This window comes from Carnobacterium iners (assembly GCF_900177385.1).
Classification (GTDB): Bacteria; Bacillota; Bacilli; order Lactobacillales; family Carnobacteriaceae; genus Carnobacterium_A; species Carnobacterium_A iners.
In genome coordinates this window covers 2,124,008-2,140,966 of the sequence record NZ_FXBJ01000002.1, presented here as the reverse complement: position 1 = coordinate 2,140,966, position 16,959 = coordinate 2,124,008, and the positions used below count along the sequence as shown (strand labels likewise).

At 34.8% G+C, this 16,959-nt stretch carries 16 protein-coding genes; all 16 read left to right on the top strand.

Annotated elements, in window-relative coordinates:
- Nucleotides 1-2: 2 nt before the first annotated feature.
- The 16 genes from B9Y54_RS10245 (at nt 3) to B9Y54_RS10170 (ending at nt 16,956) form a co-directional block, all read left to right on the top strand.
- Nucleotides 3-1,787, top strand: coding sequence for a V-type ATP synthase subunit A (locus B9Y54_RS10245; RefSeq protein ID WP_085560140.1), 1,785 nt, complete (start codon nt 3-5; stop codon nt 1,785-1,787).
- Nucleotides 1,780-3,156, top strand: a complete 1,377-nt coding sequence (locus B9Y54_RS10240) for a V-type ATP synthase subunit B (protein ID WP_085560139.1) — start codon at nt 1,780-1,782, stop codon at nt 3,154-3,156. The genes B9Y54_RS10245 and B9Y54_RS10240 overlap by 8 nt, the downstream gene beginning before the upstream one ends.
- A gap of 6 nt (nt 3,157-3,162) precedes the next feature.
- Complete coding sequence (locus tag B9Y54_RS10235) at nt 3,163-3,789, top strand: V-type ATP synthase subunit D (RefSeq protein WP_085560138.1); 627 nt, start codon at nt 3,163-3,165, stop codon at nt 3,787-3,789.
- 260 nt (nt 3,790-4,049) lie between these two features.
- Complete coding sequence (locus B9Y54_RS10230; protein ID WP_085560137.1) at nt 4,050-4,271, top strand: YdbC family protein; 222 nt, start codon at nt 4,050-4,052, stop codon at nt 4,269-4,271.
- Between the two features lie 57 nt (nt 4,272-4,328).
- On the top strand, nt 4,329-4,943 hold the full coding sequence (gene gmk / locus B9Y54_RS10225; RefSeq protein ID WP_085560136.1) for a guanylate kinase: 615 nt from the start codon (nt 4,329-4,331) through the stop codon (nt 4,941-4,943).
- Between the two features lie 6 nt (nt 4,944-4,949).
- A complete protein-coding gene (rpoZ, locus tag B9Y54_RS10220) occupies nt 4,950-5,165 on the top strand; it encodes a DNA-directed RNA polymerase subunit omega (protein WP_085560135.1) in 216 nt (71 codons plus the stop codon).
- A gap of 186 nt (nt 5,166-5,351) precedes the next feature.
- Nucleotides 5,352-6,557 carry a bifunctional phosphopantothenoylcysteine decarboxylase/phosphopantothenate--cysteine ligase CoaBC gene (gene coaBC / locus B9Y54_RS10215; protein ID WP_085560134.1) on the top strand — a complete coding sequence of 402 codons (1,206 nt, stop codon included), beginning with the start codon at nt 5,352-5,354 and terminating at the stop codon, nt 6,555-6,557.
- A 14-nt stretch (nt 6,558-6,571) separates the two neighbouring features.
- Nucleotides 6,572-8,986, top strand: coding sequence for a primosomal protein N' (priA, locus tag B9Y54_RS10210; RefSeq protein ID WP_085560133.1), 2,415 nt, complete (start codon nt 6,572-6,574; stop codon nt 8,984-8,986).
- A gap of 21 nt (nt 8,987-9,007) precedes the next feature.
- Complete coding sequence (gene def / locus B9Y54_RS10205) at nt 9,008-9,502, top strand: peptide deformylase (RefSeq protein WP_085560132.1); 495 nt, start codon at nt 9,008-9,010, stop codon at nt 9,500-9,502.
- Nucleotides 9,499-10,452, top strand: coding sequence for a methionyl-tRNA formyltransferase (gene fmt, locus B9Y54_RS10200; protein WP_085560131.1), 954 nt, complete (start codon nt 9,499-9,501; stop codon nt 10,450-10,452). The genes def and fmt overlap by 4 nt, the downstream gene beginning before the upstream one ends.
- Nucleotides 10,442-11,833 (top strand): 16S rRNA (cytosine(967)-C(5))-methyltransferase RsmB, encoded by a 1,392-nt coding sequence (gene rsmB / locus B9Y54_RS10195; RefSeq protein WP_085560130.1) that lies wholly within the window; start codon nt 10,442-10,444, stop codon nt 11,831-11,833. Before fmt ends, rsmB begins: the two co-directional genes overlap by 11 nt.
- A gap of 39 nt (nt 11,834-11,872) precedes the next feature.
- A complete protein-coding gene (locus B9Y54_RS10190; protein WP_085560129.1) occupies nt 11,873-12,634 on the top strand; it encodes a Stp1/IreP family PP2C-type Ser/Thr phosphatase in 762 nt (253 codons plus the stop codon).
- Entirely contained in the window at nt 12,625-14,616 is a 1,992-nt protein-coding gene (gene pknB / locus B9Y54_RS10185) for a Stk1 family PASTA domain-containing Ser/Thr kinase (protein ID WP_085560128.1), read from the top strand. The genes B9Y54_RS10190 and pknB overlap by 10 nt, the downstream gene beginning before the upstream one ends.
- A gap of 132 nt (nt 14,617-14,748) precedes the next feature.
- Nucleotides 14,749-15,648: a ribosome small subunit-dependent GTPase A gene (gene rsgA, locus B9Y54_RS10180; RefSeq protein ID WP_085560127.1), complete on the top strand. Its 900-nt coding sequence runs from the start codon at nt 14,749-14,751 to the stop codon at nt 15,646-15,648.
- Between the two features lie 8 nt (nt 15,649-15,656).
- Nucleotides 15,657-16,316, top strand: a complete 660-nt coding sequence (rpe, locus tag B9Y54_RS10175) for a ribulose-phosphate 3-epimerase (protein ID WP_085560569.1) — start codon at nt 15,657-15,659, stop codon at nt 16,314-16,316.
- Nucleotides 16,309-16,956, top strand: a complete 648-nt coding sequence (locus tag B9Y54_RS10170; RefSeq protein ID WP_085560126.1) for a thiamine diphosphokinase — start codon at nt 16,309-16,311, stop codon at nt 16,954-16,956. The genes rpe and B9Y54_RS10170 overlap by 8 nt, the downstream gene beginning before the upstream one ends.
- Nucleotides 16,957-16,959 lie beyond the last annotated feature (3 nt).

Genomic DNA, 16,959 nt, shown 5'->3' with positions numbered 1-16,959 from the left:
GTTTGAACAAAGGAAGAATTGTGAGTGTCTCTGGACCATTAGTTACGGCTGATGGAATGGAGGAGGCAAATATTCAAGATATTTGTAAAGTTGGTAAACTTGGGTTAATTGGTGAGGTTATTGAAATGCGTAATGACGTAGCCTCTATTCAAGTTTATGAAGAAACATCGATGATTGGACCTGGAGAACCAGTAGAAACTACTGGAGAAGCCTTATCAGTAGAATTGGCTCCTGGAATGATTTCACAAATGTTTGACGGAATTCAACGTCCGTTAGACAAGTTTATGGAAAAAACAGATAGCAACTATTTAGTCCGTGGTGTGTCAATAAAAGCATTGAGTCGTACGGATAAATGGGATTTCACAGCAACCGTAGAGGTTGGAACTAGAGTTATTGCTGGTGATATTGTAGGTACTGTCCCAGAGACTAAAGTTATTGTACACAAAGTAATGGTGCCTTATGGCGTTGAAGGAACGATAACAAGTATTAAAAGTGGAAGCTTTGATATTACTGATACAATCTATACATTAGATACTGAAGATGGATCGAAAGAATTTACGATGTTACAGAAATGGCCAGTAAGACAGGGCCGTCCAACAGCAAAAAAATTAAACCCAGATGCTCCAATGATTACTGGTCAACGTGTTATTGATACGTTATTCCCAGTAGCAAAAGGAGGAGCAGCAGCAGTACCTGGACCTTTTGGTGCTGGAAAAACTGTTGTACAACACCAAATAGCTAAATGGGCAGATGTCGATTTAGTAGTTTATGTTGGATGTGGTGAGCGTGGTAATGAGATGACGGACGTAATCAATGAGTTTCCAGAATTAATTGATCCTAGTACTGGTGAATCGATTATGGAACGTACGATTTTAATCGCTAATACTTCAAATATGCCGGTTGCGGCTCGTGAAGCCTCAATTTATACAGGTATCACGATTGCAGAATACTTTAGAGATATGGGATACAGCGTGGCAATCATGGCTGACTCAACATCGCGTTGGGCAGAGGCACTTCGTGAGATGTCAGGTCGTTTGGAAGAAATGCCAGGAGATGAAGGGTACCCTGCCTATCTTGGTAGTCGTATTGCAGAATTTTACGAGCGTGCTGGTAAAATTATCGCATTAGGTACAGAAGGTCGTGAAGGAAGTATCACTGCTATTGGTGCAGTTTCGCCTCCAGGTGGAGATACCTCAGAACCAGTAACGCAAAATACATTACGTGTAGCTAAAGTTTTTTGGAGTTTAGATAATTTACTAGCTCAAAAACGTCACTTCCCATCCATTAACTGGTTATCTTCTTATTCATTGTACTCAGCTGAATTGGGGACATTTATTGGAAACAAGTTAGAAAAAAATTGGACTGTTATGGTAAGAAGAACCATGACGCTATTACAGGATGAATCAGAATTACAAGAAATTGTACGTTTAGTCGGCGTTGAATCTCTATCAGAAACGGATAGATTAAAACTTGAAGTATCTAAAATGATTCGTGAAGATTTCTTACAGCAAAATGCTTTTGATGATGTTGATAGCTATACGTCAATCGAAAAACAGTATGGAATGCTCTCTACCATTCTTGATTTCCAAGATGAAGCACTAGCCGGTATGAAATTAGGTTCTTACTTCAATGAGATTATTGAAGGAACTGTCGCTGTTCGAGAAAGAATTGCACGTAGTAAATATATCCCAGAAGAAAGAATTAGCGAATTTGATCAATTAAAAGAAGACATTAAAAATACGATTCATCAAATTGTTGAAGAAGGGGGAATGGACTCAGATGCTTAAAGAATACAAAACAGTAACAGAAGTTGTGGGCCCCTTAATGGCAGTTGAAGGCGTAGAAGGCGTTAAATTTGATGAACTAGTCGATATACAAATGCAAACTGGTGAAAAAAGACGTGGTCAAGTTTTAGAAATCAATGGCGATAAAGCTATGGTTCAGATTTTTGAAGGTTCAAGTGGAATAAATTTAGAAGATACAAAAGTACGTTTCTTAGGTAGACCACTTTCACTAGATGTTTCTGAGGATATGGTTGGTCGAGTATTTGATGGAATGGGACGAATTAACGATAATGGTCCTGAATTAATTCCAGAAAAAACAATGGATGTAAATGGTGAACCGATTAATCCAATGGCGCGCGATTATCCAGATGAATTCATCCAAACGGGAATTTCATCAATCGACCATTTGAATACATTAGTTAGAGGACAAAAACTACCTGTATTTTCAGGTTCAGGACTACCACATAAAGAATTAGCAGCTCAAATTGCTAGACAAGCAACCGTTTTAGATTCTGAAGAAGAGTTTGCGATTGTCTTTGCAGCAATTGGGATTACTTTTGAAGAAGCTGAATTTTTTATGGAAGATTTTCGTAAAACAGGAGCTATCGACCACTCAGTAATGTTTATTAATTTAGCTGATGATCCAGCTATCGAACGGATTGCAACGCCAAAAATGGCATTAACAACGGCTGAATATTTAGCTTACGAAAAAGATATGCATGTTCTTGTTATCATGACGGATATGACTAACTATTGTGAAGCTTTACGCGAAATTTCAGCAGCAAGACGTGAGGTACCAGGAAGACGTGGTTACCCAGGTTACTTGTATACAAACTTAGCAACATTGTTTGAACGTGCTGGACGTTTAGTAGGTGGAAAAGGTTCTGTTACTCAAATACCGATATTAACGATGCCCGAAGACGATATTACTCACCCAATTCCAGATTTAACAGGTTATATTACTGAAGGACAACTTATCTTATCTCGTGATTTATTCAATAGTGGAATCCAACCTCCAATTGATGTACTTCCCTCTTTATCGCGTTTGAAAGATAAAGGTACAGGAGAAGGGAAAACAAGAAAAGATCATGCTGCAACAATGAACCAAATGTTTGCTGCTTATGCTGAAGGTAAACAAGCAAAGGAATTAGCAGTTGTTTTAGGTGAATCTGCTCTTTCAGAAACAGATAAGTTATTTGCTAAATTCGGCGAGCGTTTTGAAAATGAATATGTAAACCAAGGTAATTACACGAATCGTACAATTGAACAATCACTAGATTTAGCTTGGGAATTGTTAGCTATTTTACCAAGAACAGAATTAAAGCGAATCAAAGATGAAATGTTAGACGAATACCTGCCGAAAGGGGAATGAGTCTAAATGGCAAAGTTAAACGTCAACCCTACAAGAATGGAATTAACCATTTTAAAACAACGATTAAGCACAGCAACTCGTGGTCATAAATTATTAAAAGATAAACAAGATGAATTGATGCGTCAGTTTATTACTCTAATCAGAAAAAATAATGTATTACGTTCAATAGTTGAAGAAAAATTAACTAGTGCGATGCAATCATTTGTAATGGCTAAGGCTTTACTAAATGAAAAATTTATTGAAGAGTTAGTAGCTATACCACCACGTTCGGTTGAATTAGAAATGTACCAAAAAAATATTATGAGTGTTTCAGTACCTGTAATGAATTTTGGATACGATGAGAGTCAAGATACAAATGATTTAAAGTATGGTTACCTAAATTCAAATAGTGAACTTGATACGTCAATCGAAGAGATGTCTGCGGTTATGACTGAACTGTTAGAACTTTCTGAGATAGAAAAAACATGCCAACTAATGGCAGATGAGATTGAGAAAACTCGTCGTCGTGTAAATGCTTTAGAATACATGACAATTCCTCAATTAGAAGAGACAATTTATTTCATCCAAATGAAATTAGATGAAAATGAGAGAGCGAATATAACTCGCTTAATGAAAGTTAAAGACATGGGTTAGCCTTTAATTTAAATCTGTTTTCATGAAGAAGTAGTATGACACGATTAGTGTTCATACTACTTCTTTTATATTTAAAATTATGTTTAAAATAACCTTGAAAAACTATATTCTCTTAAAAATAGGCTTTACTAGTATTAATGAAGAAATATGAAAAAAGGCGTACACCATTTCTATTTTTTATGGTACACTAAAAGGACAAGTGTTTGTAACTAGTTATTTAAAAATTACTTTTAATGTCTATATGTGAGGTGTAAAGAACAGTGTCTCAAAAATTTTCTTATGAAATAATGGAAGAAATTGCAGTGTTGTCAAAGAATAATAAAGGCTGGCAAAAAGAAATTAATTTAGTAAGTTGGAATGGTAATCCACCTAAATTTGATATTCGTGATTGGTCACCAAACCATGAGAAAATGGGTAAAGGTTTAACATTAACGAATGAAGAGATGGACACTCTCAAACTCTTCTTATCAACTTTTGAATAAAGTACTATTTTTATAAAAAAGAATAACTTATTTTTTTAGAATGGAAAGGATTTTGACATGGTAGATCGTGGACTTTTAATTGTTCTTTCAGGACCTTCTGGAGTAGGAAAAGGGACCGTAAGGAAAGCTATTTTTGAGCAAGAAGAAAATGACTTAGAATATTCTATTTCAATGACTACACGAAAAGAACGTATAGGGGAAATAGATGGAAGTGATTATTTTTTTAGAACCAAAGAACAGTTTGAAGATTTGATCAAAAAAGACGGTTTATTAGAATATGCAGAATATGTTGGAAATTATTATGGCACACCACTAGAGTATGTCAATCGAACGTTGGACAGTGGAAAAGATGTATTTTTAGAGATTGAAGTTCAAGGTGCTTTACAGGTGCGAGAAAAAATGCCTGAAGGGATCTTTATTTTCTTGACTCCGCCAGGGTTGAAAGAATTAAAATCACGTATAGTAAGTAGAGGAACAGATGAATCAAGTGTCATAGAAAGTCGGATGGAAAGAGCTATTGAGGAAATCAATTTGATGCAACACTATGATTATGCTGTTGAGAATGATAAAGTAGAAAATGCTGTTGCAAAAATTAAAGATATCGTTGAATGTGAACACTTAAAAGTTTCACGTGTTATCCATCGGTATAAAAAAATGATTGAGGAGTTGTAAAATATTATGATGTTATTGCCATCTATTGATAGTTTATTAGAAAAAATTGATTCAAAATATTCGTTAGTTATTTTAGCAAGCAAGCGTGCACACGAATTGGAAGCAAAGGCTATGCCTATGTTAGAAAATTACCAATCATATAAAAATGTGGGACGTGCACTAGAAGAAATTGACGCCGGAGATTTAGTTATCGATCCTACCACGGTTGGGCCTCAAGAGTAATTGCTTTTATTTAATCGCTAATAATTTTTACATGTGCTCCAAAATAGGTATTTACCTGTTTTTGGAGTATTTTTATTTTAGTAAATTAAGGAATTACTAGGTTCACAAGACAAACATCTTATTTTTTAGTAAACTGTTATCAGGTATCGTTAACATTCTGTTGTATTTTGAAGGAGGCTAGTCAAAATGTTAAAAAATAAAAATATTGCGTTATATGTTTGTGGAGGTATAGCATCCTATAAAGCTGTTGACTTAGTTAGACAGTTTATTAAACAAGGAGCAAATGTTAAAGTAGCAATGACTGCATCAGCTATGGAATTTGTAACCCCTTTGACGTTCCAAATAGTGAGCAAACACCATATATACACAGATACATTTGATGAGAGAGAAGAAGATAAAGTCAGTCATATCCATTTAGCAGACTGGACGGATTTAGCTGTTATTGCTCCTGCCACAGCCAATGTTATTGCTAAGGTAGCAAATGGAATAGCAGATGATTTTGTTACGACAACTTTACTAGCTACAACAGCTCCTATTTTTGTTGTTCCTGCAATGAATTCACATATGTTGGAGAATCCAGCAACTGTTCGTAATTTTGCAACCTTAAGATTAGATAAGCGTTTTGTTATGGAACCAGAAACCGGTTTTCTGGCAGAAGGATATGAAGGCAAAGGTAGACTACCAGAACCGTTAACGATTGTTGAATCAGTCAAACAATTTATGATTCCAAGACAAGCAGAGTTGCCATTAAAAAATAAGCGTGTTGTCATAACAGCAGGTGGAACAAAAGAACGTATTGACCCTGTTCGCTATATAACCAACGATTCATCTGGTAAGATGGGTTACAGCTTGGCGAGTGTTGCCAGAGATTTAGGAGCACAAGTAACTATTATTTCTGCTACTAGTCAATTACCTGAACCTTTTGGAGTAACTGTTGTCTATGTAAGTTCTGCTTTAGAAATGTTGGATGCTGTATTGAAAGAATACGCATTGGTAGATATTGTTGTAATGGCTGCGGCTGTATCGGATTATCGTCCAAAAAAACAAGCTTCTAAAAAAATTAAAAAAAGTGAAGAATTGCTGATAATAGAATTAGAAAAAACAACAGATATTTTGTACCAATTAGGTCATACTAAGCAGCAACAGTTTCTGATTGGCTTTGCTGCAGAAACAAATAACCTTGAAAGTTACGCTCAAGAAAAATTAATGCGCAAAAAAGCTAATATGATTGTAGCTAATGATGTCTCAAAACCCAATGTTGGATTTAATCAAGATACAAATGAAGTGATTATTTTCACGCCGAATAGCGAACCTGTTAAAGTTTCTATCCGTAGCAAACAAAAAGTTGCCGAAGAAATTTTTAAAGTAGCTATAGAGCAAATGATTAAGTGAGGAAGTGATAAAGAGTGGTTTCAATTGCTAAGGTTATTGTAGATGTCCCAACAATGCAAACAAATAAACCCTACGATTATTTAATTCTAGCTGAATTTGATGAACAAATAATGCCTGGTATGCGGGTAGAAGTTCCTTTTGGACAAGGAGCTAGAAAAGTCCAAGGATTTGTTGTTGAAATTACTCAAGCAAGTAATTTTAAAGGAGAGTTAAAAGCTATAGCTAATTTAATGGATTTAACAGCTGTTTTAGATGAAGAACTGCTGTTATTAGGACGTGAAATGGCAAGATGGACTTTTTCTTTTCAAATTACTTGTTATCAAACTATGTTGCCTGCTATGTTGCGAGCAAAATATGAAAAAAAAATAAAAGTAATAGATGAAATACCAGAAAATTTATTCTTTGAATTATTTAAAGGTAGAAATGAATTAACTTGGGATGAAGCGACGGAACGCGGATTGATGCCTCAATTATTAAAGCTAAAGAAAAAAGAATTAGTTGAGTTGTCTTATTCTGTAAAAAACCAAGCAAAAACAAAAAAAAGACGGATGATTCAATCCGATTTAAGCTTTGAACAATTGGAAGAAGAGATTATTGGATTAGGTAAACGAGCTCCTAAACAGTCAGTATTATTGAGACAACTTCAATCATTGAATAATGAATCCATTAGTACTACTGATATGAATAAAAAATATGGGGTTTCTGCAGCTATTTTACGAGAAGCTGAAAATAAAAAATGGCTCTCTTTTTTTGAAGAAGAAATGTATCGTGATCCATTTAAGCACAAAGAATTTAAAAAAACCGAGCCGTTTGTCTTAAATGATACGCAGGAAAAAGCGTTACAGCCGATTATGAAAGCTGTTAAACAACACGAAAAAGAAGTTTTCTTACTTAAAGGCGTAACCGGAAGTGGAAAAACAGAAATTTATTTGCAAACGATAGCGGAAACATTAAAAAATGGTCAATCAGCCTTAATGCTTGTACCAGAAATTGCTTTAACACCTCAAATGGTTCATTCTTTTAAAGGCCGATTTGGTGGAGCTGTTGCTGTTTTACACAGCGGCTTATCAATAGGTGAAAAATACGATGAATGGCGTAAGATAGAAAGACAAGAGGCTAAAGTAGTTGTTGGTGCACGATCTTCTATTTTTGCTCCGGTTAAGAACATTGGTGTGATTATCATTGATGAAGAACATGAAGGAACGTATAAGCAAGATGAAAATCCACGTTATCATGCCAAAGATGTAGCGATTTGGAGAGCAGATTATCATAGTTGCCCGGTTATCCTAGGTAGTGCGACACCGTCACTAGAATCACGCGCACGTGCTTATAAAAAAGTGTATACTTTACTTGAATTACCTGAGCGAGTAAATAAAAAAGATTTACCCGTAGTCGAAGTTATCGATATGCGTGAAGAAGTAAAAACAGGAAACCGTAGTAATTTTTCAATTGTCTTACAAGAAAAAATAAGAGATCGAATAGCTAAAAAAGAACAGATTGTTCTTCTATTGAATCGTCGTGGGTATTCTTCTTTTGTTATGTGTAGAGACTGCGGCTTTGTTTTGCCCTGTCCTAATTGCGATATTTCCTTAACCTTGCATATGGATACAAAAACAATGAAATGTCATTATTGTGGACATGAAGAAGCTATACCTCGCATTTGTCCAAGTTGCAACGGACATAAGATTCGGTATTACGGTACTGGAACACAGAAAATAGAAGAGGAACTACATGACATCATACCAGAAGCAAGAGTGATTAGGATGGATGTCGATACAACTAGAAAAAAAGGAGCTCACGAAAAATTATTATCTGCCTTTGGGAATAAAGAAGCGGATATACTGTTAGGTACTCAGATGATTGCAAAGGGACTAGATTTCCCTAATATCACATTAGCCGGAGTCTTAAACGCAGATACTGGATTAGGTTTACCGGATTTCAGAGCAAGTGAACGAACATTTCAATTACTAACCCAAGTGAGCGGAAGGGCAGGAAGAGCTGAGTTAAAAGGAGAAGTAATTGTTCAAACATTTAATCCAGAACATTATTCTATTCAGCTAGCTCAAAAACACGATTATGATGCTTTCTATCAAAAAGAAATGCTTTTAAGACATAGAGGGAATTATCCACCATTTTTTTTCACTATTCTGATTACGACGAGTCATACTGAAGAATTACAAGCTTCAAAAAAAATGCAAGAAATTGTAGAGTCCATCAGACCAAATTTAAGACCAGAAACAATCTTGTTAGGTCCTACACCAAAAGCAGTTGCGCGAGTAAATAATCGGTATTACTATCAAACAATTATTAAGTATAAACACGAACCAACTTTGTTTAAACAATTACAAGAGCTACTAAGTCAATCACAAAAAGAGATGGCAAAAGGTTTACAAATTGCGATTGATTCTGAACCGATGCATTTTATTTGATAAAAGAAAGCAGGAAAATAAATGGCTTTATTACCAATAATAAAATACCCTGACCCAGTATTAGTTACACCGACTAAAGAGGTGTTAGATATCACAGATGAAATTATTCAGTTGATGGATGATATGTATGAAACAATGATAGACGGTGACGGAATTGGTATTGCGGCACCTCAAGTAAATAAATCACTTAGAATAGCATTAGTTGAGATTGATGAAGAAACAGGTTTATTTGAAATGATTAATCCTAAGATTATAAAATCATCAGGTAAAGCAATTGACGTTGAAGGTTGTCTGAGTTTTCCAGAAATCTACGGTACAGTTGAGCGAGCAGAAACGATTGTTCTTCAGTATTTTGATAGAGATGGTGACGCTTATGAAGTTGAAGCAGAAGATTATCTAGCACGTGTTTTTCAACATGAATTAGAACATCTTGATGGAAAGTTATTTACAGATAAAATCATTCAAAAAATTAAACCAGAAGACTTAGAAGATTATATGGAGGAGAATATAACATGACAAAAATAGTATTTATGGGGACACCAGCATTTTCTGTTCCAATATTAGAAGCTTTAATTGAGGAGAAATACGAAATACTAGCCGTAGTAACACAACCAGATAGACCGGTTGGTAGAAAAAAGGTTATGACACAAACTCCAGTAAAAATTGCGGCACTTAAGCAAAATTTAATCGTTTTACAGCCAGAGAAAATAACGGGTTCAGACGAAATGACTAAAATAATAGAGATGAAACCAGATTTGCTTATTACAGCAGCTTTTGGCCAATTTTTGCCTCAAAAATTATTGAACACACCGAAATATGGTGCAATAAACGTTCATGCTTCTCTTTTACCTAAATACCGTGGAGGCGCACCTGTCCATTATGCTTTAATAAAAGGTGAAAAAGAAACGGGCGTAACCATTATGTATATGGAGAAAAAAATGGATGCTGGTTTAATTTTATCTCAGCGCTCTTTAGAAATTACGGAAAGTGATGATGTGGGAACTCTTTTTGAACGCTTGAGTGCGTTAGGAAAAGAACTATTAATCGATACTTTACCTGATTTATTAGCTGGCAAAATTAAACCAATCATACAAGATGAAGAAAAAGTTACTTTTTCACCCAATATTAAGCCAGAACAAGAAAGAATTGACTGGACAAAAGAAGCTAAAGAAATTGACTGCCAAGTACGAGGCATGCGTCCATGGCCAGTTACTTATACCATTATAGATAATATCCGAGTGAAAATTTGGGATACAACTGTTTTAGAAGAAAAAATAAGCGAAGAACCTGGAGTTGTTGTTAGAATAGAAAAAGCCGCGCTTGTCATTTCTTGTGGAAATAATACAACAATACAAATTAACGAACTTCAACCTGCAGGCAAAAGTAAAATGACAACACTGGCCTATTTAACTGGAATAGGAAGCCAAGTAACGATTGGAGAAAAGGTAGGGGAAAATGGAAACTAAAAAAGATAAAACAGAAACAGATAAGACTGTACAAAAACGCAATACAAAAAAGACTAGTCGTTATTTAGCGATGTCTATTTTAGAAAAAACAGAAAAAGACCATTCCTATTCTAATTTACTCCTCAACGAGACGATACAAAAAAATAATTTGTCTCCAGCAGATGCTCGTTTATTAACTGAATTAGTCTATGGCGTACTGCAACACAAGTTAACATTGGATTATTATTTGACTTCTTTTTTGAAAGAAAATCAAAAATTAGATGTTTGGGTTCGTAATTTATTGCGTTTATCTATTTATCAAATGATTTACTTAGATAAAATACCTTCTCATGCTATTTTATTTGAAGCTGTAGAAGTAGCAAAGAAAAAAGGTCACATTGGAGTTAGTAAATTTATTAATGGCGTTTTGAGAAATGCTGAGCGTAAAGGATTTAAATCACTTGATGAGATAAAAGATCCAGTAGAGCGATTAAGTATTGAAATTAGTATGCCGAAATGGTTGATTGAAAAATTTATAGCTGAAATAGGGATAGAAGAAACAAGGAAATTAGGGAGATCTATTTTAAGTCCTAGTCATTCTAGTGCACGTATTAATGAGAAATATTTATCTGTCAAAGAGGCTCTAGAGGTAATGGAAGAAGAAGGATTTCATGTAGAACAGAGTGCTATTTCTTCAGTAGGAGTCATTAGTAAAGGAGGCCATTTTGCGTCCTCACCTTTATTCCAGTCAGGCCAGTTAACGATACAAGATGAAACGTCTATGCTAGTAGCTCCTGCTATGCAAATAGAGGGACATCACCAAGTATTAGATGCCTGTGCTGCTCCCGGAGGTAAGACGACTCATATTGCTTCATTCTTATCACAAGAAGCAGGTGGCAAGGTTGTAGCACTTGATTTGCACCCACATAAAGTAAAATTAATTGAAGATAATGCTAAACGATTGCGTGTCGATAAAGTAGTTGAGGGAAGAACAATGGATGCTAGGAAAGTCGAAGAAGCTTTTGAAGATGAGAGCTTTGATCGTATTTTGGTGGATGCACCCTGTTCTGGTTTAGGATTAATGAGAAGAAAACCAGATATTAAGTACACAAAAAAAGCTCAAGATATCACTCAATTAAAAAAAATTCAGTTAGATATTTTGACAAGTGTCGCTCCAAAATTAAAAAAAGATGGAATATTAGTTTATAGTACGTGTACTATTACTAAAGAAGAAAACCAAGGGACAATAGAGGCATTTTTAAGTTCTCATCCTAACTTCGAAAAAATAGCTGTTGTCGCGAGTGATGCTTTAAATGGAACGATTCAAGATAATTTAATGCAGATTTATCCACAAGATTTTGGGACAGATGGCTTTTTCATTAGTTGTTTAAGAAGAAAATAGATTTAAAAGACTAATTTCTATGATCGGTGAGGTGTAGTAATGCATATTTTTTTTCAAAGTGATATTGGAAAGAAAAGAAAAAACAATCAAGATTTTGCTAATTACTTTGAGAATAATCAAGGGATACCATTAGCAGTTTTGTGTGATGGAATGGGTGGTCATAAAGCTGGAGATATTGCTAGTGAAATGGCTGTTTCACATTTAGGAGATGCATGGGAAAATAGTGGTTTAACTGATGTAGATACGATTGTAGAGTGGATCAAAGAACATATTAATATAGAAAATACTCGAATTGTTGAAAAATCAACTCAGTATCCAGATTTAGAAGGAATGGGTACAACTCTTGTAGCAGTGGCTTTAGTTGAAAATCATTTTATTGTTGCGAATGTTGGAGATAGTCGAGCCTACCATTTTATAAATGGAAACTTAAAGCAAGTAACGGACGATCATTCATTGGTTAATGAATTATTAAAAAGTGGCGAAATTACAACAGAAGCAGCTATGAATCATCCCCAAAAAAATATTTTGACTCGCTCTTTAGGAGTTACTAAAAAAGTAGATGTGGATATCGTTACTACCTCTATTTCAACAGGAAATCAATTGTTGCTTTGTTCTGATGGGTTAACCAATATGGTTAACGATAAAGAAATAGCAAAAATATTAACTATATCAAGTACGAGCCTTAAAGAAAAGGTGTCAGAGTTAGTTTCATTAGCGAATGCAAACGGTGGGTACGATAACGTTACAGTTATGCTAATAGAACCCAATAAAGGAAAGGAGGGCAAATGGATATGCAAATAGGAACAAAGTTAAATGGTCGCTACAAAATAATTGGCACAGTCGGTGGCGGTGGAATGGCTCACGTTTATTTAGCACACGATTTAATATTAGATAGAGACGTAGCTGTTAAGGTATTACGTTATGATTTCCGTGACGATCAAGATACGATTAGAAGATTCAAGCGAGAAGCCCTTGCAGCGACTGAATTAGTCCATCCTAATATTGTGAGTGTTTATGATATCGGTGAAGAAGATGATAACCAATACATTGTTATGGAGTACGTTAAAGGAATGGACTTAAAAAAGTATATTCATACGAACTTTCCGATACCCTATCAAAAAGTCACACATATTATGGATCAAGTTCTATCTGCAGTAGCTGCTGCTCATCATAATAGAATCATTCATCGCGATTTGAAACCACAGAATATCTTAATTGATGAATCTGGCATAGTTAAAATTACCGATTTTGGAATAGCAGTTGCCCTATCTCAAACGTCTATTACACAGACTAATTCATTACTAGGTTCAGTACACTATTTGTCGCCCGAGCAAGCACGCGGAGGCATGGCAACAAATCAATCTGATATTTACTCTCTAGGAATTATTTTATATGAACTCTTAACGGGCCATGTTCCGTTTGATGGAGAGTCTGCCGTTTCAATTGCTCTAAAGCATTTCCAAGAAACTGTTCCTTCTGTCAAAAGTTACGATCAACGCATCCCGCAAGCTTTAGAGAATGTCGTTTTAAAGGCTACAGCTAAAGAAGTAGCGGATAGATATAAAACGATTTACGAGATGCAAAATGATTTGGCTACTGCATTATCGGCAGACCGAAGAGATGAAGCAAAATATATTCCAGTTAGTATGATGGAAACAACAAAAATTTTAGAACCGATTCCTTTAGTTATAAAAGACTCAAAAGTAGAAGCTAAGACTCAAGAAAATGAAAGATTAGATAATAAGCAGCTTAAAAATAATGAAAAATCAAATAAAGTGCAAACTAAAAAAAGTAAAAAGCGTAAGGTATTGCTCTCGATAGCATTAGCTTTGTTTTTATTGAGCATTGGACTATTCTTTTTGATAGCAAATAGTGCACCGAAAGATGTTACTGTTCCAGATATAACAGATATGACTGAAAATGAAGCAACGAAAGTTTTATCTGAAAAAAAGTTACTTCTCGGAAAAGTTACAAAAGAAGCAGATGATGACATTGAAGAAGGACTCATTATAAAATCTAAACCTAAAGTAGGTTTAAGCGTAAAAGAAAATACACCAATAGATGTTGTGATTAGCTCTGGTAAAGTAACTTTTAAATTTCTAGATTATACAGGAGAATCATATGAGGAAATTCAAGCTCAATTAAACGAACAAAATTTTACTGTAGAGCGTGAAGATCAAAGTAGTGATACAATAGAGGCAGGCCTGATTATTTCACAAAACATTAACGAAAATGAAGTTGTTATTCCTGAAGATATAACGGTTACCTTTGTCGTTAGTACTGGACAAGCTGGTTTTGAAATGCGCGATTTGAGTGGGTACACTGAAAAGAGCGTGAGAGATTATGTAAATGATAATGAGCTAAATGTAACGATCACAAAAGAGTACTCAGCCGAAGTAGCCGAGGGGCAAGTTATATCACAAAATCCAGCAGCAGGAACTATTTTATACGCAGGGAAAGATATTTCGGTGGTTCTTTCACAGGGACCTAAAGAAATCCCGGCAAAGACAGTTAATAAAAGAATTGATATTTCTTATAAAAAACTACAAGAGATAGATTCTTCTGGAAACGATGAAGAGAGCGTAGAGCCAAACACTCTTCCAAACTTAATCACGATTTATATAGAAGATAAAGAACACAAGTTAGAAACTGTTTACCAACAATTCGAAATTTCAGAAGATACTGAAATTGACTTACCATTTGTCTTAGAAGAAGGAAAAAAAGGAAGATACAAAGTTGTTAGGGATGGAGAAACTATCGAAGAAGATGAAGTTTCTCCATAAAAGAAGTCTAATGTTGCTATAAACCGAAATCCCTGGAAGACATAAACTAGTCTTTCGGGTTTTTTGGTGTTAAAATATAAAAAAGAACATTCTTATTCGTTAAACTAAATAAAAAAAAAAAGGAGGTACACTGTGCCAAAAGGACAAATTAGAAAGGCGTTGAGTGGATTTTATTATGTTTACCACGAAGGTGAAACCTACCAAACTCGTGGTAGAGGTAATTTTAGAAAACGTAAATTAACGCCGATGGTTGGTGATTATGTAGAATTTGAGAGCAGCACGACGACTGATGGAATTCTTAAAGAATTGTTATCAAGAAAAAATGAACTTATCCGTCCTACTGTAGCAAATGTTGATTTAGGAATTATTATTATGTCAGCTATTGAGCCTAACTTTTCCACTAATTTACTAGACCGCTTTTTAATCACCTTAGAAAGTAAAGGTATTCAGGCTATTATTTATATTACAAAAATAGATTTATTGAATAAAGAACAAATCAAAGACATGGCGATTCTAAAACAGCAGTATGAGAAAATAGGCTATCCAGTTATTCTTCCAGAATTAAAATCAAATCATGCAGCAATAGAAGAGTTAATAGCATATTTTCCAAATAAATTAACGGTGTTTATGGGACAATCAGGTGCCGGAAAATCAACGCTTTTAAATCAAATTGCTCCTGAATTAGACTTAAAAACTGGGATTATTTCTTCAGCATTGGGTCGTGGAAAGCATACTACTCGTCATGTTGAGTTGATTCCTTTATATGATGGATTAGTAGCAGATACGCCTGGTTTTAGTTCGATAGATTTTTTAGAGATTGAAACAGAAGAGTTACCTGAATTATTCTTAGAATTTGTTGAAGTACAAGATCTTTGTCGTTTTAGAAGTTGTATGCACCGGAATGAACCGGGCTGTCAAGTCCAAAAAGAAGTTTCAGAGGGTACGATACAGGCCTATCGTTACAAACATTATTTACAATACCTTGATGAAATCGAAAACAGAAAACCTAAATACAATAAGAAGGAAAAGTGAGGATGTATATGAAAATTTCACCATCTATTTTAAGTGCAGATTTTGCGAATTTAGAAAGGGACATTCGGTTAGTTGAAGAAGGAGGAGCGGACTACATCCACGTAGATGTTATGGATGGGCATTTCGTGCCAAACTTAACTTTTGGAGCGAACATTGTTTCCGCAATCCGTCCGATAACGAAATTACCATTAGATTGTCATTTAATGATTGAAAATCCTGAAAATTTTATTGAAGATTTTGCTAAAGCAGGAGCAGATATTATTACAGTCCATGTAGAAAGTACGCCTCATATTCATCGTGCTATTCAATTGATTAAAAATCAAGGTGTCAAAGCAGGCGTAGTTATTAATCCTGGGACAGCAGTTGAATCTATTATGCCCATTTTAAGTGAAGTGGATATGGTTTTAGTCATGACTGTTAATCCTGGTTTTGGTGGTCAAAGTTTTATTAAGGAGACAGTTTCTAAAATTGCCTCATTATATAGACTAAAAAAAGATAAAGGGTACCATTTTGAAATCGAAGTTGATGGCGGTATTTCACCTGAAACGGCTAAAATATGTAAAGATGCAGGTGCAAATGTTTTTGTAGCTGGTTCTTATATTTACGGTGCAAAAAATCCAGTAGAACGATTGATGACTTTAAAAGATGCCGTGCGACGAGATGGTTAAAATTGCGATAATGGTTGGCGGCCCAGAGAGTTATCTACCAAATATTAAAAATAGTTTATCTGATAACTTAATCTGGATTGGTGTGGATAGAGGTGCTATGAGACTATTGGATTACGGCATTAAACCTATTTTAGCTTTGGGTGATTTTGATTCTATTACCTCTGTGGAACTAGAATATTTAAAAAACGAAGTAAAAGACGTGCGTCAATTTCCAGCGGAAAAAGATGCAACAGATACAGAGTTAGCTGTTAGAGTAGCGTTTGGGGAGTTTTCTCCTGAAGAAGTAACGTTGTATGGTGCTACGGGAGGAAGATTGGATCATTTATTAAATAATTTATGGCTTGTTTTTCAACCAGCTTTTTATCCTCACTTATCTAAAATAAACATTATTGACAATAAAAATAACTTGTCTTATTTTAATCCCGGAACCTATGAAATCGAAAAAGAGAAAGATAAAAAGTATTTGGCTTTTGTTTGCCTAACCGCTGTTAAGGAATTAACACTGAAAGGTATGAAATATGAGTTATCTAAAGCAGATATCGCTTATCCTCAATCTTTAGCAAGTAATGAGTTTATAAACAAAAAATGCCAGTTCTCTTTTGAAACAGGGCTGGTAGCGGTTATACAAAGTAAAGATTAAAAA

Bases quoted from the DNA above. Each gene is read 5' to 3' on its own strand.
- rpoZ (WP_085560135.1), top strand. From the start codon at position 4,950: ATGATGTTATTGCCATCTATTGATAGTTTATTAGAAAAAATTGATTCA.
- B9Y54_RS10190 (WP_085560129.1), top strand. From the start codon at position 11,873: ATGCATATTTTTTTTCAAAGTGATATTGGAAAGAAAAGAAAAAACAAT.
- B9Y54_RS10170 (WP_085560126.1), top strand. From the start codon at position 16,309: ATGGTTAAAATTGCGATAATGGTTGGCGGCCCAGAGAGTTATCTACCA.
- B9Y54_RS10235 (WP_085560138.1), top strand. From the start codon at position 3,163: ATGGCAAAGTTAAACGTCAACCCTACAAGAATGGAATTAACCATTTTA.
- def (WP_085560132.1), top strand. From the start codon at position 9,008: ATGGCTTTATTACCAATAATAAAATACCCTGACCCAGTATTAGTTACA.
- rpe (WP_085560569.1), top strand. From the start codon at position 15,657: ATGAAAATTTCACCATCTATTTTAAGTGCAGATTTTGCGAATTTAGAA.
- pknB (WP_085560128.1), top strand. From the start codon at position 12,625: ATGCAAATAGGAACAAAGTTAAATGGTCGCTACAAAATAATTGGCACA.
- B9Y54_RS10240 (WP_085560139.1), top strand. From the start codon at position 1,780: ATGCTTAAAGAATACAAAACAGTAACAGAAGTTGTGGGCCCCTTAATG.
- gmk (WP_085560136.1), top strand. From the start codon at position 4,329: ATGGTAGATCGTGGACTTTTAATTGTTCTTTCAGGACCTTCTGGAGTA.
- fmt (WP_085560131.1), top strand. From the start codon at position 9,499: ATGACAAAAATAGTATTTATGGGGACACCAGCATTTTCTGTTCCAATA.
- coaBC (WP_085560134.1), top strand. From the start codon at position 5,352: ATGTTAAAAAATAAAAATATTGCGTTATATGTTTGTGGAGGTATAGCA.
- rsmB (WP_085560130.1), top strand. From the start codon at position 10,442: ATGGAAACTAAAAAAGATAAAACAGAAACAGATAAGACTGTACAAAAA.